The sequence below is a fragment of the Citrobacter sp. XT1-2-2 genome (assembly GCF_023516235.1).
In the GTDB taxonomy this organism is placed as follows: Bacteria; Pseudomonadota; Gammaproteobacteria; order Enterobacterales; family Enterobacteriaceae; genus Citrobacter; species Citrobacter werkmanii.
The window spans coordinates 2,744,816-2,765,837 of the sequence record NZ_CP097324.1 but is presented as its reverse complement, the minus strand read 5'-3'; the positions used below and the strand labels follow the sequence as shown (position 1 = coordinate 2,765,837).

The 21,022-nt window shown below is 51.5% G+C and carries 17 protein-coding genes; 2 read left to right on the top strand and 15 right to left on the bottom strand.

What is annotated here, in order from left to right; all coding sequences use genetic code 11:
• Positions 1-23 precede the first annotated feature (23 nt).
• From M4I31_RS13140 to ppsR, 4 genes are all read right to left on the bottom strand, one after another.
• Positions 24-2,009 (bottom strand): TonB-dependent hemoglobin/transferrin/lactoferrin family receptor, encoded by a 1,986-nt coding sequence (locus tag M4I31_RS13140; protein ID WP_085049454.1) that lies wholly within the window; start codon positions 2,007-2,009, stop codon positions 24-26.
• A 74-nt stretch (positions 2,010-2,083) separates the two neighbouring features.
• Positions 2,084-2,272: a hemin uptake protein HemP gene (gene hemP, locus M4I31_RS13135; protein ID WP_038640207.1), complete on the bottom strand. Its 189-nt coding sequence runs from the start codon at positions 2,270-2,272 to the stop codon at positions 2,084-2,086.
• 170 nt (positions 2,273-2,442) lie between these two features.
• Complete coding sequence (gene aroH, locus M4I31_RS13130; RefSeq protein WP_038640209.1) at positions 2,443-3,489, bottom strand: 3-deoxy-7-phosphoheptulonate synthase AroH; 1,047 nt, start codon at positions 3,487-3,489, stop codon at positions 2,443-2,445.
• Between the two features lie 126 nt (positions 3,490-3,615).
• Complete coding sequence (gene ppsR / locus M4I31_RS13125; RefSeq protein WP_085049453.1) at positions 3,616-4,449, bottom strand: posphoenolpyruvate synthetase regulatory kinase/phosphorylase PpsR; 834 nt, start codon at positions 4,447-4,449, stop codon at positions 3,616-3,618.
• A gap of 328 nt (positions 4,450-4,777) precedes the next feature.
• Here ppsR and ppsA point away from each other — a divergent pair, with 328 nt between their 5' ends.
• A complete protein-coding gene (gene ppsA / locus M4I31_RS13120; protein ID WP_042308787.1) occupies positions 4,778-7,156 on the top strand; it encodes a phosphoenolpyruvate synthase in 2,379 nt (792 codons plus the stop codon).
• 67 nt (positions 7,157-7,223) lie between these two features.
• On the opposite strand, the gene fadK is transcribed toward ppsA, so the two are convergent.
• The 5 genes from fadK to M4I31_RS13095 form a co-directional block, all read right to left on the bottom strand.
• A complete protein-coding gene (gene fadK / locus M4I31_RS13115; RefSeq protein WP_085049452.1) occupies positions 7,224-8,861 on the bottom strand; it encodes a medium-chain fatty-acid--CoA ligase in 1,638 nt (545 codons plus the stop codon).
• A gap of 81 nt (positions 8,862-8,942) precedes the next feature.
• Complete coding sequence (locus M4I31_RS13110; protein ID WP_085049451.1) at positions 8,943-9,236, bottom strand: ferredoxin family protein; 294 nt, start codon at positions 9,234-9,236, stop codon at positions 8,943-8,945.
• Positions 9,233-10,522 carry an FAD-dependent oxidoreductase gene (locus M4I31_RS13105; protein WP_085049450.1) on the bottom strand — a complete coding sequence of 430 codons (1,290 nt, stop codon included), beginning with the start codon at positions 10,520-10,522 and terminating at the stop codon, positions 9,233-9,235. The genes M4I31_RS13110 and M4I31_RS13105 overlap by 4 nt, the downstream gene beginning before the upstream one ends.
• A gap of 55 nt (positions 10,523-10,577) precedes the next feature.
• Positions 10,578-11,513 (bottom strand): electron transfer flavoprotein subunit alpha, encoded by a 936-nt coding sequence (locus M4I31_RS13100; protein ID WP_085049449.1) that lies wholly within the window; start codon positions 11,511-11,513, stop codon positions 10,578-10,580.
• Between the two features lie 21 nt (positions 11,514-11,534).
• Positions 11,535-12,299 carry an electron transfer flavoprotein gene (locus M4I31_RS13095; RefSeq protein ID WP_085049448.1) on the bottom strand — a complete coding sequence of 255 codons (765 nt, stop codon included), beginning with the start codon at positions 12,297-12,299 and terminating at the stop codon, positions 11,535-11,537.
• A gap of 474 nt (positions 12,300-12,773) precedes the next feature.
• On the opposite strand from M4I31_RS13095, the gene M4I31_RS13090 reads away from it, so the two are divergent.
• The gene (locus tag M4I31_RS13090; RefSeq protein WP_085049447.1) at positions 12,774-13,664 is read left to right on the top strand and encodes an AraC family transcriptional regulator; all 891 of its coding nucleotides are present in this window, start codon (positions 12,774-12,776) and stop codon (positions 13,662-13,664) included.
• Positions 13,665-13,718: 54 nt separating this feature from the next.
• Here the strand turns inward: M4I31_RS13090 and M4I31_RS13085 are convergent, their stop codons facing one another.
• The 6 genes from M4I31_RS13085 to M4I31_RS13060 form a co-directional block, all read right to left on the bottom strand.
• The gene (locus M4I31_RS13085; RefSeq protein ID WP_038640230.1) at positions 13,719-14,870 is read right to left on the bottom strand and encodes an acyl-CoA dehydrogenase; all 1,152 of its coding nucleotides are present in this window, start codon (positions 14,868-14,870) and stop codon (positions 13,719-13,721) included.
• 13 nt (positions 14,871-14,883) lie between these two features.
• Complete coding sequence (locus M4I31_RS13080) at positions 14,884-16,479, bottom strand: acyl CoA:acetate/3-ketoacid CoA transferase (protein ID WP_085049446.1); 1,596 nt, start codon at positions 16,477-16,479, stop codon at positions 14,884-14,886.
• 157 nt (positions 16,480-16,636) lie between these two features.
• The gene (aroD, locus tag M4I31_RS13075; protein WP_085049445.1) at positions 16,637-17,395 is read right to left on the bottom strand and encodes a type I 3-dehydroquinate dehydratase; all 759 of its coding nucleotides are present in this window, start codon (positions 17,393-17,395) and stop codon (positions 16,637-16,639) included.
• A gap of 36 nt (positions 17,396-17,431) precedes the next feature.
• Positions 17,432-18,298, bottom strand: coding sequence for a quinate/shikimate dehydrogenase (ydiB, locus tag M4I31_RS13070; RefSeq protein WP_069324249.1), 867 nt, complete (start codon positions 18,296-18,298; stop codon positions 17,432-17,434).
• Between the two features lie 21 nt (positions 18,299-18,319).
• Positions 18,320-19,555, bottom strand: a complete 1,236-nt coding sequence (locus M4I31_RS13065) for an MFS transporter (RefSeq protein WP_038640238.1) — start codon at positions 19,553-19,555, stop codon at positions 18,320-18,322.
• 238 nt (positions 19,556-19,793) lie between these two features.
• Positions 19,794-21,014: an MFS transporter gene (locus M4I31_RS13060; protein WP_085049444.1), complete on the bottom strand. Its 1,221-nt coding sequence runs from the start codon at positions 21,012-21,014 to the stop codon at positions 19,794-19,796.
• Between the last annotated feature and the right edge of the window lie 8 nt (positions 21,015-21,022).

The window sequence follows — 21,022 nt, the reverse complement described above, 5'->3', positions numbered from 1 at the left end:
CCCGGCGAACCGGGGAAAAGTGATTACCACTGATAACTCACGAAAATTTTGCCATTGCGGCCATCCTGCGGAATGCCCTGCGGCGACCAGTATTCTTTGTCGAAAGCGTTGCCCAGGACCAGTGTGGTGGTCATGCCTTTTAGCGCCTGTTGCCCCTGATAGCTCACGTAGAAGTCGTTTACCGCATAGCCGGGTTGTTTGGCGTAGCTGCTGCTGATGTGCGTTGAGCGGTCAGCAAATGTACCTATCCAGCCAACGGAGAAACCGCTGTGCGCAACCGGCACGTTCAGTTTGCTGGTGACGGTGTCCGGGTTAATGCTGGAAATGTACTCGCCCGTGTCAGTATCTTTACCCCGCGTGCGGTTATAGGCCATATCGAGGCTGAACAGATCGGCGGTGTATTTCGCCATCACGTCCCAGCCCCAGATTTTGGCGTTGGGTACGTTATAGGACATGGTCGTCGCGGCGGCAAAATCGACGCTGGTAGAGATGTAATCTTTGGCTTTGGTGTCGAAATAGCTGGCTTTAAATTCGAGCGCATCGCTCGCCATCAACAGATCGTCAAAGCGCAGGCCAAATCCGTATTCCTGTGTTTCGTTGGTTTCCGGACGCAGGTTCGGGTTTGGCACCCAGTAGTTGGTGTAAAAACGGCCAATCGAGAAGTGCTTCGCGTCGTTATACATCTCGCCCATGGTTGGAGCACGGAAGGCCTGAGCGTATGAACCGAAAAGCATCAGCCAGTCGGCAGGCGCAACGGTGAGTCCAGCGCGGGACGACCATTTGTCGGCATCGACATCTTCATAACCGTCGCTGCTGCCACGATAAGAATCATAACGGGTACCCCCCAGCAGCGTAACCGGCAGGTCGCGCAGGGTGATTTCATCCTGTAGCCAGCCGGAGCTAAAATCGATTTTTGCCTCCGGGAAACCGGTGGTTGCGCCGCCCGGTTGTTGTTCCTGACGATAGTATTCACCGCCGTAGGTCAGTAAGTGAGAAGCAAATGAATCGGTAAACAGGCGGCTACGGTTGTCGACTTTCCCGCCTTTGGTGGTCTGCTTGCGAAATTCGCCGGTGCTGTCCGTGTTTTGTGCATTAATGCGCGCTTCGGACCAGTAGATGCGGGCATCCGCGTTTAGCCAGTCATTATCCGCCGGGGTGAGGGAGTAGGTCAGTTGCGCATCGCGCTGGATGGTTGAGCGATCGGTCATCGGGTTGCTGGTGGTATCCGCCGCGCTGGTTTGTGGGTTTTTAGGTTCCCGGGCATCATTGTTGTAATAACGCAGCGAGCCGGCCAGCGTCTGGGCGCTGTCAATTTTCCAACTGCCTTTCGCCAGCATATTGTTAATCGCTTCATCGTTCGGGGCGGTAGTGCCGTCGCTCTGGCGCAAATTACCGCGATCGCGACTGGACCAGGCCAGCAGCCCGTCGAGGGTATCGGTGCGGCCAAATGCGCTGGCGCCCATACCGAGGCTGTGATCGCCGGTAGCCGCGGTACCGAACACGCGATAACCGCTATTCTGACCCGCCTCCAGTAAGTCTTTAGCATCCGCAGTGTCATAGGCGATTACGCCGCCCAGCGCGCCGCTGCCATACAACAGTGCGGAAGGGCCGCGCACCACTTCAATCCGCTTGATTAGCGCCGGATCGAGGAAGGTACTGTTCAGGTGCCCGGTATCGGTTCCCTGGCGAACGCCATCCACCAGCACCAGAACGCCGCGACGGTCATAGCCGCGCAGATTGACGTCCTGACCATTTGTCCGCCCCGTACCGTCAAGGCTCAGGCCCGGAACCTTCCGTAACAGGTCGGCTGCCGAGCTGGCTGTCTGGTTTTCAGGTGCAGTAGCGTCGATAACGCTGACCATCATCGGCGCTTCAAAGGCGCTACGGGGATTACCGGTGGCGGTGACGGTCATATCCTCTACTGCCGCCCAGGCAACGACGGGAAGATTACTGACAATCGCCAACGCCAGGAGCGACGGGCGCAAGGATGCGGTGTGCAGGTGGGGCATAGCAACTCTCCATTAGAAAATCGAAAAGCGCTGGCTGCCTGGGTATCACCTGGGTGGCTGGCGAAAAGTGTCGTTTATTTAGTCAGAATGAGTTTTCCAGCATGGGTCTGGCGCAGCAGGTAGTGCTGGCCATCGTGCTCTATAATCACGCGTCCTTCTTTGCCCAGCAAACTTTTACTGTCAATGCGACGCTCGGTTGCGGCGACGGCAGGCGGTGTTTTTTCTTTTGCAGGCGTTGCTGTTGTGTTATCCATACGTGACATAGAGTTTAAAAATAGCAATCAATGTAACAATGATAATCATTATCATCAAACTGCAAATGTGCGGCAAGCGTTTTTGTGAAATAATTGTGACGGGGACAGTTTTTGCACAACAATGAAGGAAAAAACAAAGAATTACCACCGGGCAACGTGGTGTTACCCGGTGTACAGCGTTAAAAACGGCTATCAACCGCCGAGGCGAGTTTGTCCACCAGTAGTTCAGTATCTTCCCAGTTCAGGCACGGGTCGGTAATCGACTGACCGTAAACCAGCGGCTGACCGCTGACGATTTTTTGCGTGCCTTCACGCAGGAAACTTTCCGCCATGATCCCGGCAATCGCCGTCGAACCGTTGCGAATTTGCTGGCATACGTCATCACACACTTCCAACTGACGGCGATGCTGCTTCTGGCAATTACCATGGCTGAAATCGACGACCAGATGCTCAGGCAGGGAAAATTCGTGCAAGGTATCGCAGGCGGCGGCAATATCTTCAGCAAAATAATTCGGCTTTTTACCGCCGCGCATAATGATATGCCCGTATGGATTACCGCTGGTCTGATAAATGGTCATCTGGCCGGTTTTATCCGGGGAGAGGAACATATGGCTGGCGCGGGAGGCGCGAATCGCATCGACGGCGATACGGGTATTACCATCCGTCCCGTTCTTAAACCCAACCGGGCAGGAAAGAGCAGACGCCATTTCGCGGTGGATCTGGCTTTCGGTAGTGCGCGCGCCAATGGCGCCCCAACTGATTAAATCAGCAATAAACTGGCCGGTCACCATATCGAGAAATTCAGTGGCCGTGGGGACGCCCAGTTCGTTGACCTGCAGCAGCAGTTTACGCGCCAGCTCAATGCCGTGGTTCACACGGTAGCTGCCGTTCAGGTCCGGGTCGGAAATTAAGCCTTTCCAGCCCACGACGGTGCGTGGCTTTTCAAAATAGGTACGCATCACGATTTCCAGACGCGTCTGGTGCTTTTCGCGCAGCGCCTGCAGGCGCGTCGCGTATTCCACGGCGGCATCGAGATCGTGAATTGAGCAAGGGCCTACGATCACCAGCAAACGGGGATCTTCGCCATTCAATATTTTTTCTATCCGGCGTCGGGAGTCCGTAACATGACGGGCGACGGCGGACGAAACAGGATGCCGCTGCGCAAGCTCTGCTGGAGTGACCAGGTTGTCAATACGCGCAGTACGGAGTTCATCGGTTCTGTTCATTACTTGTCTCAGAAATTTGTTGCTTCAACGGCAGGACTACCGGGAAGTGATGTGCATCACAATATCACACTCATCCGGCCTGGTGGCGAGCATAATAACAAAAAATTGAACCAATGCACTAGCATTCTAGTACATGCGACGATTCAGCCCCATAATGTCGAGGATCTTGGTAGCAATCTCTTCTACCGAATAATTGGTACTGTTTAACCATGGGATCTGATTTTTCCGGTACAGCGCTTCCACTTCGGCAACTTCCATCCGACACTGGCGTAGCGAGGCGTAACGGCTGTTCTCTCGTCGCTCTTCGCGGATCGCCGCCAGGCGTTCGGGGTCGATGGTCAGGCCGAACAGTTTATGCTGCAGCGGCTTCAGGGATGTGGGCAGCACCAGATTATCCATATCATCGGCAATAAAGGGGTAGTTGGCCGCGCGGATACCAAACTGCATGGCCAGATACAAACTGGTCGGGGTTTTGCCGCAACGGGAAACACCGAGCAGGATCACCTGCGCCTGATCGAGGTTGCGCAACGAAATACCATCGTCATGGGCAAGGGTGTAATCAATAGCGGCAATACGCGCATCGTACTTGTTGAGGTTGCCGGGATTCAGGCCGTGGGTACGATGGGCAATCGGCGTTGGGTCGAGCTTCATCTCTTGCTGCAATGGAGCGACCAGCGCCTGTACGATATCCTGACAAAACCCCTCGCTTTGCAGAATGATCGAGCGGATTTCCGGCAAGACGATGGAGTAAAACACCAGAGGACGCACGCTGGTTTGTTGGTAAATGGCGTCAATCTGGTCTTTAACCGCGCGCGCGCGGCTCTCGTTTTCAACAAACGGCAGCGTAATGCTGTTGATAGTGACCGGAAATTGCGACATTACCGCGTGGCCCAATACCTCGGCGGTGATGGCCGTACCATCAGAAATATAAAAAACGTGACGATCAACAGCATTATCCATTTTACTCATCCTGGGGCAGACATAATTCTCTGAAAGCATAAATTAAAATTCGCCAGAAGCGAATATTGCGCCATCACTTTTATAAAGTGAAACGCTATTTTTATATTTAATGAAAAGTGCATTTCATTTTTCGGAACAAATGTTTATACCGATAGTTTTTGTGGTGATCCCGTGTCGCTCGCGGGTTTGCGCAAATGCGGAAACAATCTTAAAAAATAAAAAATAAAGTTGCTTGAACGATTCACCGTTTTTTTCGCCGCGGTAAATATGCAAAGATAAATACGCAAAATTGAGTTTCCTAACCTCGTTCATATATAAGGATTGTTCGATGTCCAACAATGGCTCGTCACCGCTGGTGCTTTGGTATAACCAACTCGGCATGAATGATGTAGACAGAGTTGGGGGCAAAAATGCCTCCCTGGGTGAAATGATTACTAACCTTTCCGGTATGGGAGTTTCCGTACCGAATGGTTTTGCAACAACCGCCGATGCGTTTAACCAGTTTCTGGACCAAAGCGGTGTAAACCAGCGCATTTATGAGCTGCTGGATAAAACGGATATTGATGATGTTACCGAGCTTGCGAAAGCCGGGGCACAAATCCGCCAGTGGATTATCGACACTCCTTTCCAGCCGGAGCTGGAAAATGCCGTCCGCGATGCCTACGCGCAGCTGTCAGCAGACGATGCCCATGCTTCTTTTGCCGTGCGTTCTTCCGCCACCGCAGAAGATATGCCAGATGCGTCATTTGCTGGTCAGCAGGAAACCTTCCTTAACGTCCAGGGCTTCGATGCTGTCCTGGTCGCTATCAAACACGTATTTGCTTCGCTGTTTAACGACCGCGCGATTTCTTATCGTGTTCACCAGGGCTATGACCACCGCGGCGTGGCGCTTTCTGCTGGTGTCCAGCGAATGGTGCGCTCTGACCTTGCGTCCTCAGGCGTTATGTTCTCCATCGACACCGAATCCGGTTTCGACCAGGTGGTGTTTATCACTTCCGCATGGGGTCTGGGCGAGATGGTGGTGCAGGGTGCCGTTAACCCGGATGAGTTCTACGTGCACAAACCGACTCTGGCGGCTAACCGTCCGGCGATCGTTCGTCGCACCATGGGATCGAAAAAAATCCGTATGGTCTACGCGCCAACCCAGGAACACGGTAAGCAGGTGACCATTGAGGATGTGCCGCAGGAACAACGCGATATTTTCTCTCTGACCAATGATGAAGTGCAGGAACTGGCGAAGCAGGCGGTACAGATCGAGAAGCACTACGGTCGTCCGATGGACATCGAATGGGCGAAAGACGGTCATACCGGCAAGCTGTTCATTGTTCAGGCTCGTCCGGAAACCGTGCGTTCTCGCGGGCAGGTGATGGAGCGGTATACGCTGCACGCCCAGGGTAAAATTATTGCTGAAGGTCGCGCCATCGGTCACCGCATTGGCGCCGGCCCGGTCAAAGTTATTCACGACATCAGCGAAATGAACCGTATTGAACCCGGCGACGTACTGGTGACTGATATGACCGACCCGGACTGGGAACCGATCATGAAGAAAGCGGCGGCGATTGTGACCAACCGTGGCGGCCGTACCTGTCACGCGGCGATCATTGCCCGTGAACTGGGGATTCCTGCCGTGGTTGGCTGCGGCGATGCCACCGAGCGCATGAAGGATGGTGAGAAGGTCACTGTCTCCTGTGCCGAAGGCGACACCGGTTATGTTTACGCTGAGATGCTTGATTTCAGCGTGAAGAGCTCCAGCGTGGAGACCATGCCGGATCTGCCGTTGAAGGTGATGATGAACGTCGGCAACCCGGACCGGGCTTTTGACTTTGCCTGCCTGCCAAACGAAGGTGTCGGCCTTGCGCGTCTGGAATTTATTATCAACCGCATGATCGGCGTGCACCCTCGTGCGCTGCTGGAGTTTGATGACCAGACGCCTGAGCTACAAAATGAAATCCGCGGCATGATGAAAGGTTTCGACTCTCCGCGTGAATTCTACGTTGGTCGTCTGACGGAAGGGATCGCGACGCTGGGTGCGGCGTTTTATCCGAAACGCGTCATCGTGCGTATGTCGGACTTTAAGTCCAACGAATATGCTAACCTGGTCGGCGGTGAGCGTTATGAGCCGCACGAAGAGAACCCGATGCTGGGCTTCCGCGGGGCGGGCCGTTACGTTTCAGACAGCTTCCGCGACTGTTTCGCACTGGAATGTGACGCGGTGAAACGTGTCCGTAACGATATGGGCCTGACTAACGTCGAAGTGATGGTACCGTTTGTACGTACCGTTGCCCAGGCGAAAGCGGTGGTTGAAGAGCTGGCGCGGCAGGGGCTGAAACGCGGCGAGAATGGCCTGAAGATCATCATGATGTGCGAGATCCCGTCTAACGCCCTGTTGGCTGAACAGTTCCTTGAGTACTTCGATGGCTTCTCCATCGGCTCAAACGACATGACGCAGCTGGCGCTGGGCCTGGATCGTGACTCGGGTGTGGTTTCTGAACTGTTTGATGAGCGTAACGACGCGGTGAAAGCGCTGCTGTCGATGGCGATTCGCGCTGCTAAGAAACAGGGCAAATACGTGGGTATTTGCGGTCAGGGACCTTCTGACCACGAAGACTTCGCGGCCTGGCTGATGGAAGAGGGGATCGACAGTCTGTCGCTGAACCCGGACACCGTCGTACAGACCTGGCTGAGCCTGGCTGAACTGAACAAGTAACATTGTGCCTTATCCGGCCTATTCAACGTAGGCCGGATAAGATGCGTTAGCATCGCCATCCGGCACTTTATCCTGCAACACTCTCCATGCTCAAACGTTTAATAATATCCTGACGCAACTGGTATTTTTGTACCTTGCCGGACGCTGTGCGCGGTAACTTCTCGACAACCACGATATGCTCCGGGTATTTATACTTTGCTACACGTTTGCGGCTAAAAAAGGCGACGACAGATTCCAGCGACAGCGAATGATGCGGGGCTTTTAGTACCACATAAGCGCATGACCTTTCACCTAACCGTTCGTCCGGCATCGCGACAACGCAGGCATCATGAATGCGTGGATGTTGCAATAAAATATCCTCTACCTCGCGGCTGCTGATATTTTCCCCTCCGCGCACAATAATATCTTTTTTACGCCCGGTGATTTTGATGTATCCCGCGTCGTCCATCCGGCATAAGTCGCCACTGTAATACCACCCCTCTTTATCCAGCGCGCGGGCGGTCAGTTCGGGTTCATCGAGGTAGCCCATAAAAACATTGGGGCCACGCGAGGCCTCTTCACCTTCTACTCCTGCGGGCAGGGCATTGCGCGCTTCATCGACGACTTTAATTTCGACGCCTGCGGCAGCATAGCCGTCGGTGGTCATCATGCGGGAAGGTGAATCATCGAGATTGACCAGCGCATGCGGCGAGCTCTCCGTTGAACCATAAATGCTTAACAATTTAATGCCGAGCCGTTGGCAGTCACGGGCAATCTTTTGCGGAATGGTGGTGCCTCCGCATAAAAAAAAGCGTAGCGATGAGAGATCGCAGGCGCGTTTTTCCATGCGACACAACATGTCATAGACAAACGGCGTTGCGCCGAGTACGCAGGTGCAGTGCTGTTGCTCCAGCAGATCGAGACAGGCGTCTGGGGTAAAAATATCCAACAACACGCTGCGGGCGCCGATTAAAAACGGTGCGGTAACGCCATGCAGAAAACCGGTAGCATGTCCAAGCGGCGCGGGCATTAAAAACACATCTTGCCAGGTGAGATTGAGACGGGCGCAGTAGGCGCGTTCGCTGGCAAGGATATTGTTGTGGGTTAACATTACGCCTTTCGGCATTCCCTCGGTTCCGGAGGTAAACAGTACCGCTGCCAGTTCATCCGCGTGAACGTTAATCGTTTGATTTAACGGCGGTGTTAAAAGCAGTTGGCTGAGTGCCTGCGAGGTGGTTGCCGGCGCCAGTTTATCCACGGCGACAATCTGTTGCAGATGCGGTAACTGGTTTTGTAAGGGGAGGATCAAATCGACCGGCCGGGTTTGTTTAAACAGGGTAGGTGCGAAAAAAATCTTCGCTTTACATTTATTTAATACCCATACTAACTCCGCTTCGCGCCAGGCGGGTAGTAACGGGACGGAAACGGCTCCGGTTTTCAGGCAGGCCAGATAAATAATGGTAAATTCGCACCAGCCAGGCAACTGGAAAGCGACGCGATCGCCGGGTTGAATACCGCAGGCTAAAAACCAGCTCGCCAGACTGCTGGCGGCACCGTCGAGTGCGGCGTAGGTATATGAAGCGCCATGATTATCAACCACGGCGATTTTATCCGGCATGGCTCTGGCTGTTTGGTTCCAGTAATCGCCAAGCGAAGCATCTCCCCATAAACCTTGTTGTCGCCAGGCATCGCGACGTTCGGCGTTAAACGTTAGTGTGATACTCATTCGTTATTCCCTGGATAATATCGGCATACGTCTGACCGGATTGGCCGTGGAGGCCGATCCGGGGTACAACGGCTCAATCCGTTAGCCGTAGCGAAAATCAATGCCAAATGTTCCTGCCGGATACTCCCATTGTTCGAGGATCGTATCGCCGCACAGCACCCGACAGGTGCCACACTCCAGGCAGCCAGCAGAATCAAAATGAATATTCCCACTCTCGTCCTGCTTATACAGTCCGGCGGGACAGGCCTTCAGCAGTTTGCGAAATTCATTCAGATCGGGATGTTCGGCCAGAATAATGTGCGGGTGACCTTCATCGACATTGAATTTATTGACGCCCAGCTTGACGTCGACGTTAACGGTATTGTCCTGATTCATAGCGCAGTTGCCCCCTTGATGCCGTCTTTCAGTAAGTTCATCAACCCAATTTTCTTCGCATGGGACATCATCATCTTACGAATCGGTTGGTTCGGGCGTCCGTCAACGGTGAACATATCGTTCATGATATCTGCGACCATGCGAGGGTATTGGGTGAACAGGCGCGGGTTTTCCATTAGCGCCGGGATCTTGCGAAAATGCTGTAAATCACGCATCACACAGCCCTGTTCGAGGGCGCGTTTGTAGTCCATCAGGCTGCTGGCGGAGAAGTCCTGGCGTTCTTTGGCTGCAATGGCGGTTTGGGCGGCGGCTTCTGCGGAGGCTATTGCTAAATCCATACCACGCACCGTGTAACCCAGATTCAGACAGAAACCCGCGGCATCGCCGACGATCATTACGCCGTCATCAACCAGTTTGGGTACCATTGCCAGACCGCCTTCCGGTACCATATGTGCGGAATACTCCAGCAGTTCTCCTCCCGCAATCAGTGGACGAATAGTCGGGTGTTGCTTAAAGTCTTCCAGCATTTGTGGAATACTTTTCGTCGCGTGAGCAATATCCCCCAGCCCGCATACCAGCCCCAGAGAGACCGAGTCCTGGTTGGTATACAGAAAGCCTCCCCCCATCAGTCCATCAGACGGTGAACCGGCAAACAGCCAGGCTGCGCCTTCATCGCCTGAGAGGTTGAATCGATCTGCAATCACAGCCGGAGGTAAGCCGATCAACTCCTTTACGCCAACGGCATAGTGGTGAGCAGAAGAGGGAGGGACCATCCCCAGCGACCGTCCTAATATTGAGTTGACGCCATCGGCCAGGATGACAATATTGGCTTCCAGGATATCGTCACCAGCTTGCACGCCGGTGACCTTATTACCTTCGCGGATCAGCGCATCAACGCGGACGCCGGGGATGAACTGCGCGCCGGCCTGTTCTGCTTTTTCCATCAGCCAGGGATCAAGTCGGTTGCGCAACACGGTGTAAGAATCCTGCGCTGGCGCGTTGTCTTTATCCCGATGAAAGTCGAGCGTTACGGCGCTCTCTTCGGTCAGGAAGGATATTTTTTCGCGGGTCACTTTACGTTCGAGTGGTGCTTCCTGCGCGAATCCCGGCATGATGCGTTCCAGACTATGCGCATAGAGTCGCCCACCGGTCATATTTTTACTGCCTGCACTGTTTCCGCGTTCGATGACCAGCACGTCCAGTCCGGCCTGCGCCATAACGTAGCCTGCAACTGTACCCGCCACGCCAGCACCGACCACAATGGCATCGAATTTTTCATCTGACATGCTTTATGCTCCTTTCCCGCCGCGAAGCAGCGGGAGATGTGCGTTAAATGGGGGGTTAGCGGCTGAGATGTTCGATAAGGGCCGGAACAACTTTGTAGATATCGCCTACCAGGCCGTAATCGGCGTAATTGAAAATAGGGGCTTTTTTGTCTTTATTGATAGCGACAATAACTTTCGCGCCGTTACCGCCGACCATGTGTTGAATTTGTCCTGAGATGCCTAACGTGAGGTAAAGGTCTGATTTCAGTAATACACCAGAAACGCCAATGTAGCGTTCGCGCTCCATCCAGTTTTCGCCTTCGGCAATCGGGCGTGAACAGCCCACTTCTGCACCCAGTACCGATGCCAACTGGTGCACCATCTCCAGATCGTGTTGCGCAACCAGGCCGCGCCCCACGCCAACCACACGTTTGGCTTTACTGAGGTCCACGCTACTCACGGATTTGGCGCGACGTTCCTGGCACATAATTTCATGAAGCGGTGCGATGTAAGCTGCCGAGACAACAGGACAGGTGTGCGATGCGTTTTCCGCTACGGGTTCAAGCACCCCTGGGGCTAGCGTGATAATTGCCAGCGCGCTTTTGATTTTTTCTTTGCCGAATGCCAGACCACCATACATGCGGTGCTCTGCGAACACGGTGTCATCCTCAAGCGTCACCGATATTGCGTCGTTCACCATCGCGGCATTGAGTTGGATGCTTAACCGTGCCCCAAGTGATTTCGCGCGCTTTGTAGCGGGCATCAACAGCATTCCGGCGTGTTCTTGCATCTGCGCTGCAATGGTTTCGGCGTAATTTTCAACACGCTGTAAACCGGAGGGGGCTTCGAGCACGATTATCTCATCGGCACCCAGAGGTTTAACCTGATTAGCTTGTTCGCTGCCTTGTACAATAAGATGGACGTGTTCACCCCACTGACGCGCGCCGGCCATTAATTCTGCGTAGCGTTCTACGTTATCGCTGAACACCCATACGTTAGCTAATTTACTCATGATAATTTCTCTCCGTTGAGCTTAGTTCAGGGCTTTTTTCAGGTGTTCCGCCAGTTCGGCAATGGCTTCAGCCGAGTCATTTTCCAGAATGATGTGCTTACGTTCTGTTTGTGGCGGTACCGTAAGGCTTACCAGTTCCGCTAACGGTGACGCCGGCGTCCAGCCAATATCGCTGGCTTGCCATGTTGTGACGGGCTTTTTACCCGCGCCGAGAATGGCTTTCATTGAGGGAATACGCGGCGTGTTGATATCCGAGGTTACGCAGAGTACAGCGGGGAGCGGCAGGTCAATCACTTCGACTTCATCTTCCAGCGTACGCTCAACCACAATGCGGTCGCCATTACGTTGGATGTTGCTGACGGCGCTAATCACCGGGAGTTGCAACAGTTCGCCAACCAGTAAGCCAACCTGTTGGGCGTAGATATCCCCCGATCCTTCTCCGAACAGCATCAGGTCGAAATTCATATTTTTGGCCGCGCAGACCAGCGCCTGAGCGGTGTCGCGGGGCAATGAATGCTCCAGCTGTGGATCCTGCACCATGAACAAACTGTCCGGTCCACGCGACAGCACGTCTTTACGCACTTTGGAATTTTGCAGTAGCGAGCCGCCCACGGTTAAAGCGACGATTTCATCACCCTCCGTACTCAGTTGCGCCGCGGCCTCAATCGCATTCAGATCAAACTGGCTGATTTTGGCGTCGGCCCGGTCAAAGTTAAGCGAACGCTGTGGGGTAACAACAATGTCCTGTTCTTCAGGCACCAACTTAAAGCAGGTTATTATTTTCATGGCATCTCCAGTCATCCACAGTAGGGAAAATTAACTGAAAATAGTGTGCGGCAGAGAGGGGACTGTTTTCGACGGGGCAATCTGTTTTCATTCCCAACAATCTTGCAAAAAAAAGTGCGGCGGGAATGCTTGTTTCATAAACGAGAGTTCGGGGTTGTGTACTGAAGAAAAAAAATAGCAAACACACCAGGGAAGGATAATTGCGAAATGCATCCTGTTTTTTATCGTTTCTACGCTTAATTTGTTTCTGATATGTAAATTGTTAATGTTGAATTAATAACATTTACTCTTATCAGTTTTTATAAAACGGGAATAATCGTAGAGAACAGCGAGATAGCGCCGGAGGTATCATCTTGCAGTCGACGCAAATAATTTTGTTTCGCCAGCAAGGAATAACGTTGTATAACATCATTATTGTTTTCGCTTTCTGATATTAATTATTCGCAAAATTACTGCCTTTAGGTGGAGGTTGTCATGTATCAACGCTGCTTTGATAATGCCATGGAGACCCTTTTTGAGCAGGGGAAAACGCCGAGACTTTCCCGATTCGTCATTAGCGATGATCCTAACTGGGAATCCGGCCATCATGTTCATGATAATGAAACGGAGCTTATCTATGTTAAAAAGGGGGTTGCAAGATTAATCATCGACTCTTCGCTGTATGTCGCGCATGCCGGGGACATTGTGGTGATTGAACAAGGGCGATTGCATGCGGTTGCATCTGATACCAGCGCACCGGCTACCACTTACACCTGCGCGCTCTACGGTTTCCGGTTTAACGGCTGGCAGGATAATCAGCTATTGCAGACGCACTCGTGTCCGGTCATTAACGTCAGTCAGGGTAAAGAGGTTATTAAGAGTATTTTTAATGAACTGGGGGTGATGCTCCCGCAGAGCAAAAACAACCTGACTTCTTCCGCTTATGACGCATTCGCGTATGCATTAACCGTGTTATATTACGAAAACTTTAAAAATGCTTACCGCTCTGAACAAGGATATATTAAAAAAGACGTCTTAATTAAAGATGTACTGGTCTATTTAAATAACAATTTCCGCGAAAAAATCACTCTCGAACAGTTATCTAAAAAATTCCGTGCCAGCGTGAGCTATATCTGCCATGAATTTACCAAGGAGTATCGTATTTCACCCATCAATTATGTTATTCAGCGACGAATGACGGAGGCGAAATTTTCCCTGACTAATACCGAGGCCTCGTTGGCGGAAATTTCGTGGCGGGTAGGGTATGAAAACGTCGATCATTTTGCCAAACTTTTTCAGCGGCATGTGGGATGTACTCCCAGCGATTATCGTAGGCAGTTTAAAAATAACCTTGCTGAGCAAGAATGCCTGATGCCTGAAGTCTGATTCCCCCGCACCGTCCCGGATAGCGCATCTACGCTATCCGGTCAGTTATACCGCTTACTTATTTTGATAATCTTTCAGGATTTGGCGACCCGCGACGTAAATCATGATTTCATCGGTACCACCGCCAATGCGCTCACAGCGGACATCGCGCCAGAATCGGGATACGCGTGCTTCATCGGTGTAACCCAGCCCGCCCATAATCTGAATCGCGTCGTCAATCACTTCCATTGCCGTACGGGCACAATACAGTTTTGCCAGCGCCGCACTGGTGCGCAGCGACTGTTCCTGATCGGCCTGCCAGGCGACCTTCAGCACCATATTACGCATGTTTTCGATTTTTATTGCCATCAGAGCCAGTTTTTCCTGGATCATCTGGTTATGACCAATTGGCTTACCAAATGCGATGCGTTGGTTAGCGTAACGAGCGGCATCTTCGAAGGCGCATTCGGCAAAACCCGTGCTGCGCGCGGCGTTGATCAGGCGTTCCATTTCAAAGTTGTACATTACATTAAGGAAGCCCATGCCTTCTTCGCCGACCATATCGCTTTCGTCCACTTCAACGTTATCAAGATAGACTTCGCAGGTGCTTAACATGTGCCAGCCGATTTTATGCAGTGGGTTAACCTTAATGCCAGGTTTCTTTGAATCCACCCACCATAGCGTAAAGGCTTTCTTCGGATCTTTCGGCTCCGGGTCGCGAGCCAGTACCAGCATGTACGGATACTCTTTAGCGCCGGTGATAAATGTTTTTTGCCCGTTGAGATACACCTTGCCGTTTTTGCGGGTATAGCTGGTGGTAGCGCTGTTATTATCGGAGCCTGCTCCCGGTTCGGTTAATGCCAGCGCATACGCTGGATCGCCCGTTTCCATGGTGCTTTCTGCCGTTTTACGCAGCTGCTCGGCGGAGCCAAAACGTCGCATGCTGTGGATGCACTGGCCATTGGTGATCAAAAATGCGGGCGCGCCACATTTTGACACTTCCATCAGCGCCAGCATCTGGGTGACGTAATCAGCCGGGATGCCGCCAAACTCTTCCGGAACACCCAGCATCGAAATACCGTTGTCCGCAAGGGCTCGCATAAATTCCTTCGGATAAGTCGCCGTCTGATCGCAGGTGCGGAAATACTCTTCCGGGAAATTGCTGGTAATCAGTTCGCGAATGCTGGCAAGCAACAGTTCTTGTTCTTCAGTTAATGAAAAATCCATCAGGGTACTCCTTTTAATTGGCTGCGTCGGGTAATACAAAGCCCATCGAGGCATCGATAAATAATCTTTCGTCCATCAGTTTCAGGTCTGGGGAAATAATCGGAGTGAAGTCCATTTTGTCGAGAATGTCTTCCTGTAAAGAGACCCCAGGCGCAATTTCAACTAAATGGAGGCCATCTTCTTTTAACGTAAATACAGCGCGTTCGGTGATGTAACGCACATCGAGACCACGCTCAAGGGCAATTTTTCCACTGAACGTGACTTCAGGTAATTCGTTAACGAATTTTTTCACCCGACCTTCCTGCACGATATTTAACTTGCCGTCGGCAACTTCCGTTTTCAAACTTCCGGCAGTTAACGTGCCGCAAAAAATAATTTTCTTGGAGGTGGCGCTAATATCGATAAAACCGCCGGTGCCCATGATTTTGCCATTGAATTTATGTACGCCGACATTGCCGTGCCGATCCACTTCAGCAAAACTTAAATAACACACATCCAGCCCGCCGCCGTGGTAGAAGTCAAACTGGGAGGTCATATCCAGAATGGCGCGGGTGTTGACGTTGGCGCCAAACGCGATGCCCTGAGACGTAATGCCGCCAATCGGGCCTGTTTCGACCGTCAGAATAAAATCGTCGGCACAACCTTCTTCGCGTGCGACAAGGCCGATCCCGTCGGCGATGCCCACGCCAACGTTGCCGACCGCGCCTTTACGCATTTCGAACAGCGCGCGTCTGGCCACCAGTTTACGCTGGTTAAGCGGCAGGGCTGTTTGCTGGCTGTCATCGAGGACAAAATCGCCGGAAATAAAACGGTTAACCGGCGCGCCACCGTACAGTTGCGTTTGGTCGGGGTCGATGACCACAATATCGACCAGATAGCCCGGAATACGCACCGCTTTCGGATGCAACGTGGCTTTCTTCACCATTTTTTGCACCTGCATCATGACGATGCCGCCGTTGTTGTGTACGGCCTGAGCAATCACCAGCGCATCGAGATACATCACTTCATCTTCAAAGGTGGCGTAGCCTTCGCTATCGCAGGTCGTGGCGCGAATAAACGCGATGTTTGGCGCAATGGCTTTATAATAGAGGTACTCTTTGTTATCGATTTCCACCAGTTTGATCAGATCTTCGGTCGTCACCTCATTCAGTTTGCCGCCCTGTTGGCGAGGATCGACAAACGTACCGATGCCGATATCACTCAGAATGCCAGGCTGGTGGGCTGCTGATGCTCGCAGAGCTTGGGTCAATACGCCCTGAGGATAGTTATAGGCAGCGATTTTATTCTGCTCAGCCAGGTCGGAGATTCGTGGCGATTGTCCCCAGTGGCCGCAGAGCGCCCATTTGACTAAACCTTCCTGCGCCAGCGGGCTGATTCCGCGGTCGGCGCGGTCGCCTAAACCCGTTGGGCTAATTAATGATAAATTACGTGGTGATTGCGTATTTTTGTATTTTTCTGCCAATGCATTAATTAATGTGGTTGCTTCAAGAATACCACCGCCTGCGCCTAATACGCAGAGGGTTGCTTCATCAGGAATATAATTAATGGCTTCTGCTGCGGATAATACAGGTACCCGACCATCGATACGGTTTGGTCTTAGAAATTTCATATAAACTCCAGATTATATGCGTGCGACTACCTGTCGCTATAGTCGACAATAATATTGTGAGTTAATTTAATCAGGCTTAGCTGCCAGCCAGATATTCGTGGTTAAGCGAATATCTGGGGCAGGGCATTGCTAATAGTGATGTGGATATATTCTGCTATTAAGCCTGATGCAATATTGTTAATACAGTACGCAGATCGGCGACCGAAATTTGTCCCGGGGCCGACGCTTTTTTAACGGCGCCAAAGGTGGCTGCTGAACCGAAAACCTCGCCGGAGAGACGTGAAATCACCCCAGTTTTAGCCATCGACATGGTAATTATCGGCCGGTCCGCATAGCGCTCTTGCATTTCCAGCGTAGCGCCCAACAGTGTCAGCACATCCGTTTTGTTTTGCGGCATCAGGGCGATTTTAGGAATATCCGCGCCAAGTTCCTGCATTTTACGCAGACGCTGGATGATCTCCTCTGCGGCTGGTGTCTTATGGAAATCATGATTCGACATAATCACGCTGACATTTTTCGCGTGGGCATGTTCGACGGTCGCTTTAACCAGCTCATCACCGGTGAAAAGCTCCAGGTCGATCATATCCACCAGACCGCTGTCTACTGCTGCACGGTTAAGTGCAATATAGTTTTCGACAGACAGTGCCTGTTCACCGCCTTCTTTGGCGCTGCGGAAGGTGAAAAGTAGCGGTTTGTCCGCTATCACATCGCGGATGGCGCGAGCCGCTTCCAGCACGGCATCTGTGGAAGAGACATCGCTGAAATGGTCAACTCGCCATTCCAGAATGTCGAAATCCGCTTCGCGATAGGCCAGCGCTTCGCTTTTTACCGTGGCGATGTCTATACCCATCAGCGAGACAATGATCTTCGGCGCACCCTCGCCAATGACGAGGTTTCTTACGGTTACGGTTTTCATTGATTACCCTTTAAATATATTACAAATGCGTGCCCGTCAGGCTGCAAAACCCATAACCTGTTTCACATACTCCAGTGGGAAATCTTTCCCGGTCCAGAGTTTGAACTGTTCAGCCCCTTGCCATAACAACATGCCGTAACCATCAATTGTTTTGCAACCCGCAAGTTGCGCCTGTTGCAATAATTTGGTCATATGCGGGTTATAAACGCATTCAGTCACCAGCAGCTCCGGGCGCAGCAGGGAAACGTCGGTCACGAGAGATTCGTTGTCCAGCGGCTTCATGCCGACTTTTGTGCCGTTGGTCAGAATATCCGCGCTGGCGAGGGCATCGGCAAATGCTTGCCGATCGGCGAGATCGATAACGGTCACGACGCAATCGGTGTTTTCATTGACGCGTTTGGCGAATGCCTGCGCCTTTTCAAAGAATTCATCTTTACGGTTAAACAGCTTAATTTCTTTGATGCCTTCAATGGCCGCCTGCGCGCCAATGGCTGTCGATGCGCCGCCCGCGCCCAACAGTACCATGGTTTTACCTTTAATATCGAAGCCGCTTTCTTTAATGGCGCGAATATGACCGGTGCCATCGGTATTGTAACCGCGCAGGTAACCATCATCGTTCACGATGGTATTGATTGCGCCGACCAGTTTGGCCGCAGGGGTCAATTCATCAACATATTCACATGCCAACTGCTTATTGGGCATAGAGACCCCGGTGCCGCGCATCTTCAACGCTTTCAGTCCGGCAATGGCATTGGCAAACGTTGAGTTATCGACTTCAAATGCCATGTAGGTAAAAGGTAGTCCCGCTTTTTCTAATGCCTTGTTTTGCATTTCTGGTGACAGACTATGTCTGATAGGGTAGGCCATTAAGCCAATCAGTTCATATTTAGCAGTTACGTCCATTTGATACTCCTTCTAAACAATTTATTGAAAATAACGTTCGCCCAACCGCACATCATTTTTGGGAATATCAAATACGCGGTAGTAACGAATAAAGACGATGATGGCGGTGATGAAGGCCAGCAGAGCAAATGCAAAGTCCAGCAAAATGATGTATTGCAGGCCAATGTTAGAAAGGTATCCGGTGATTAATGGGATAATAAAATTGGCTACGCCACCCATCATCATATAAACACTGGTGACTTTGGCTTTGCTCCTGGGGAAAAACTCTGACATCACCGAGACGCCAAGCTGTAAAATACCGCCAGCGGCAGAGAAACCAATCAGAAATGAACCGGCGTTACACACCAGCGGAGAGGGATATAAATAGATGACCGCTGCGGTGATGGTTGCCAGCGCGGCGTTAAACACATTTGCCCATATCGGTCGAACCATTTTCTTCAGCAGGGCGGCAAAAATAAATACGCAGACCAACGATCCCATACTGTAGTAAGAGATCGTTTTCAGGGCGTCGGCTTCCGCCATGCCGGCAAACGCCATGGCGTATTTCGGCATCCAGACCACGATGACGTAAAAGGTTGAAAACGCCGCGACACCGAACATCACGGAAGCGACGCCTTCCAGCCAGACCAACGGTTTGCTGTTCATCTGTGGCAGCTCTTTGGCGATACCGGCATCCACCATCTGGCTGGGAAAGCGGCTTTTTAACAGCATCAGGGTGATAACGACGAACAGTACGCCAGGGATAATGACCGCATAGCCGTACCAGATATGGTTGAGCAGCATGGTGCTGACGACAATGGGGTAGAGCATCTGCCCGAACGAGACCATCGCTTTAACCAGGATAACAGCCGATCCTGATGCTTTAGGGAAGCATTCCATTAATGCCGGATAGCCACCGGTATCCAGCGCCGAGTTAGCCACGCCAACGCAAACGGCCAGAATAAAGGCAATCAGCAGATTAGGGCTGGCGGGAATACCGAAGAAAAACAGCATATACAGAATAGCGCCTAACAGAATGATCGCCCGGCGGCCAAACTTATCTGAGAGCACACCAAAGAATAAAATACTCACCAGTCGCCCCAAACCAATGCCTGAAATTAAATAGGCAATCCCGGCATTGTCGGTGGAGAACTTTTCTGCAAGAGACGTCATATTTTGTGCCAGCGTAATGACGCTAATGCCGTGGAGAAAATAACTTAAATAAATACAGATTATCGCCAGAAGAAATGGCGTGTTAAAGGTCTTGTTTTGAGACATTTTCACAACTCCTTGCGGATTTTAAAATTATTTCGTGCTTGACGATATTTTTAAATTTCGGCGACCTTGTGCTTAATATACCGTTCAGTAGACACATTACCTACATAGCATGGCGTTTAACTTACCAGGTATTTTGCATCTTAAACTGTGAATTTAATTCTTCCTGATGACTTTTCGCTGATAATTTAAAAGGGCAGCCAATTATGTTGCAGAAGGGATGAACAATATTGCATCCCCGTTATTCTGCGACCGTCGCCATTTTTAGTTGATGTTTTAATGCGGCGCGGCTGCGATACCCAATAAACAGCGCCAACAGGAAACCGACAGCGGCGATACCGGCATCAAACCACATGATATGAGCAATGCTGGTCTCAGAGATTCTTGCTGTGATCAGCGGAATGGTGAAAGTCGCAATGCTGCCCGCGCTGTAGTAAATGCCGGTCGCTTTACCCTTTGCATGTGGAAAGCGTGCCGCCATCAGCGTTAAACCGATTTGCACCACGCCTCCGGCTGAAGAAAATCCAATGACAAACGCAAAGGTGATAACCACGTAGGGTGTCGGGTGCAGGCAAACCACCAGCAGCGCAATAAATGAAATAAAGGTGTACAGCATCAACAACAATGTCGCGCGTTCCGCTTTGCGCGCCAGTGGAGCAGTAATCAATACGCACAGCAAAGAGCCGCAGGTGTAAATGCTTAACAATTTGATAGATAACGTATAAGGCATGCCAGCAACAAACTGTCCGTACTGCGCCAGCCACTGGCTTACCAGATAAAATGTCGCCATGGCGATATAGCCATACAGAGTGTAACAGGCAAGATCGAGAATCGAACAACGATGTTCAGATTGTTGTGTTTCCCGTTTAGCAGGTAATGCCTTGATGGAAGTTTGATTTCCTGGATGCGCCGGGAAGCGACAGCGAAACAAAAACACGCCGTTGATTATCATAATGGCGGCCGCCAGCAGGAAGGACCAGCCAAACCAAAGCTCGGCCCACACCAACAAACTGATAATCATAGGAAGCAGAAACTGGCCGCTGGAGACGAAGGCTTTTATTAATATATTGGCTGTACTGGGCGATCGGGGAAACGCCTCCATCAGGCTGGGATAGGTTCCGGCATCGAGAAAACTGTTGGCCATTCCCGCCAGAAAGCCAAAGGCATAGGCGATAAAAATACTATGCGTATTGATGATGCCAACAAAGAAAATCAGGTAGCAGATCATGCCGAAAATAATAAACGGTCGGCGGCCATAGCGATCGGAGAGCATGCCAGCCATTAATAAGACACTTAAACGACCGATGCCCAGCGAGGAAATAACGATCGAGACGCCCGCGGCGTTGGTTTGCCACTGGTGTTCAAGCGAAGACATATTGAGGCTCATCAGAATGACCCCCATGCCGTGGACCAGGTAATTAAAGTACAGCCCTATCGCAGTGAAGAAATAGGTGTTTTTCATAATGTGTT

Coding starts and splice junctions, on each gene's coding strand:
- M4I31_RS13140 (WP_085049454.1), bottom strand. CDS start 2,009: ATGCCCCACCTGCACACCGCATCCTTGCGCCCGTCGCTCCTGGCGTTG.
- hemP (WP_038640207.1), bottom strand. CDS start 2,272: ATGTCACGTATGGATAACACAACAGCAACGCCTGCAAAAGAAAAAACA.
- aroH (WP_038640209.1), bottom strand. CDS start 3,489: ATGAACAGAACCGATGAACTCCGTACTGCGCGTATTGACAACCTGGTC.
- ppsR (WP_085049453.1), bottom strand. CDS start 4,449: ATGGATAATGCTGTTGATCGTCACGTTTTTTATATTTCTGATGGTACG.
- ppsA (WP_042308787.1), top strand. CDS start 4,778: ATGTCCAACAATGGCTCGTCACCGCTGGTGCTTTGGTATAACCAACTC.
- fadK (WP_085049452.1), bottom strand. CDS start 8,861: ATGAGTATCACACTAACGTTTAACGCCGAACGTCGCGATGCCTGGCGA.
- M4I31_RS13110 (WP_085049451.1), bottom strand. CDS start 9,236: ATGAATCAGGACAATACCGTTAACGTCGACGTCAAGCTGGGCGTCAAT.
- M4I31_RS13105 (WP_085049450.1), bottom strand. CDS start 10,522: ATGTCAGATGAAAAATTCGATGCCATTGTGGTCGGTGCTGGCGTGGCG.
- M4I31_RS13100 (WP_085049449.1), bottom strand. CDS start 11,513: ATGAGTAAATTAGCTAACGTATGGGTGTTCAGCGATAACGTAGAACGC.
- M4I31_RS13095 (WP_085049448.1), bottom strand. CDS start 12,299: ATGAAAATAATAACCTGCTTTAAGTTGGTGCCTGAAGAACAGGACATT.
- M4I31_RS13090 (WP_085049447.1), top strand. CDS start 12,774: ATGTATCAACGCTGCTTTGATAATGCCATGGAGACCCTTTTTGAGCAG.
- M4I31_RS13085 (WP_038640230.1), bottom strand. CDS start 14,870: ATGGATTTTTCATTAACTGAAGAACAAGAACTGTTGCTTGCCAGCATT.
- M4I31_RS13080 (WP_085049446.1), bottom strand. CDS start 16,479: ATGAAATTTCTAAGACCAAACCGTATCGATGGTCGGGTACCTGTATTA.
- aroD (WP_085049445.1), bottom strand. CDS start 17,395: ATGAAAACCGTAACCGTAAGAAACCTCGTCATTGGCGAGGGTGCGCCG.
- ydiB (WP_069324249.1), bottom strand. CDS start 18,298: ATGGACGTAACTGCTAAATATGAACTGATTGGCTTAATGGCCTACCCT.
- M4I31_RS13065 (WP_038640238.1), bottom strand. CDS start 19,555: ATGTCTCAAAACAAGACCTTTAACACGCCATTTCTTCTGGCGATAATC.
- M4I31_RS13060 (WP_085049444.1), bottom strand. CDS start 21,014: ATGAAAAACACCTATTTCTTCACTGCGATAGGGCTGTACTTTAATTAC.